The organism is Bowmanella yangjiangensis, assembly GCF_017255015.1.
GTDB lineage: Bacteria > Pseudomonadota > Gammaproteobacteria > Enterobacterales > Alteromonadaceae > Bowmanella > Bowmanella yangjiangensis.
Window position 1 is genome coordinate 1 of the sequence record NZ_JAFKCS010000300.1, and the last position, 971, is coordinate 971.

Genomic DNA, 971 nt, shown 5'->3' on the forward strand with positions numbered 1-971 from the left:
CCAGTCTGCAGATGCTCGGGGCGATCGAGCAGCTGTGCGAGCGGATGGCCGGGGCGCGCTAGTGCCACGGGACGTGCAGTGCTTCCGCAGGCAGGCTTGGCCGCCTGTGGATATTGCTGGCGTGGGTTGCGCTCGATGTGGCGCTAACCCACCACCGCTGCCATGCGCTCCATCGCTGGTGGGTTACGCGGCGCTCCCGTTCATCGGCGCTTGCCAGATAGGCGTTCGGCGCCGCTAACCCACCCTACGCGGGCAGTGCATCGACATCAGATCTGCGGCGTCCAGGTTACGGCGAGCAGTGCGGTGCGTCCGGCACTGTTGTAGCCGAAACGCCCGTTGGGCGTGCTGTACGTGGCTTCTGCGTAGTCCCGGTCCAGCAGGTTATCCAGCTTCAGGCTCAGCCCCAGTTCCTGGGTGGCCTGCCAGGCTGCGCGCAGGCTGAGCAGGCCGTAGCCGCTCATCCTGATCTGGTTCTCGGCATCGTCGTAACGACCACTGAGCGCACGCCAGCCAGCGCCAATCGACACGTCACCGAAGCGGCGGTCGATATCCAGCGTCAGCGTGCGTTTGGCGCGACGCTGCAGGGTATGACCGCTGTCGCGATCGCGCGGGTCGATCAGGGCCAGGGCCAGGTTGCCTTGCCAGCCGAACAGTTCCTGCTGCACTGCGGCCTCGAAACCATTGATCCGGGCAGTCTGGACGTTCTGCGGAATGAAGTTCTCGTCCAGAACGATGGCATCTTCGATCTCGGTTCGGTAAACGGAGGCCTGCAGCGAGCCTGTGTCGCTGTACCGGCTGCGCCATTGCAGTTCGTAGCTCCTGGAGCGCTCGGCTTGCAGGTCGGGGTTGCCATACCACTGGTCGTAGAGATCATTGAAGGTGGGGGCACGGAAGCCTTCGCTATACGACAGAATCAAATCGTTGGAGCGGCTCAGGGGCACAGTCAGTGCTGCGTTCCAGGTGTTCTCGCT

General features: G+C 63.9%; 1 protein-coding gene. It reads right to left on the reverse strand.

Annotation, left to right across the window (positions count from 1 at the left end):
* Positions 1-266: 266 nt before the first annotated feature.
* Positions 267-971: TonB-dependent receptor domain-containing protein (locus tag J0A65_RS24130; RefSeq protein ID WP_206596804.1), on the reverse strand; the 705-nt coding region annotated here is incomplete at its 5' end.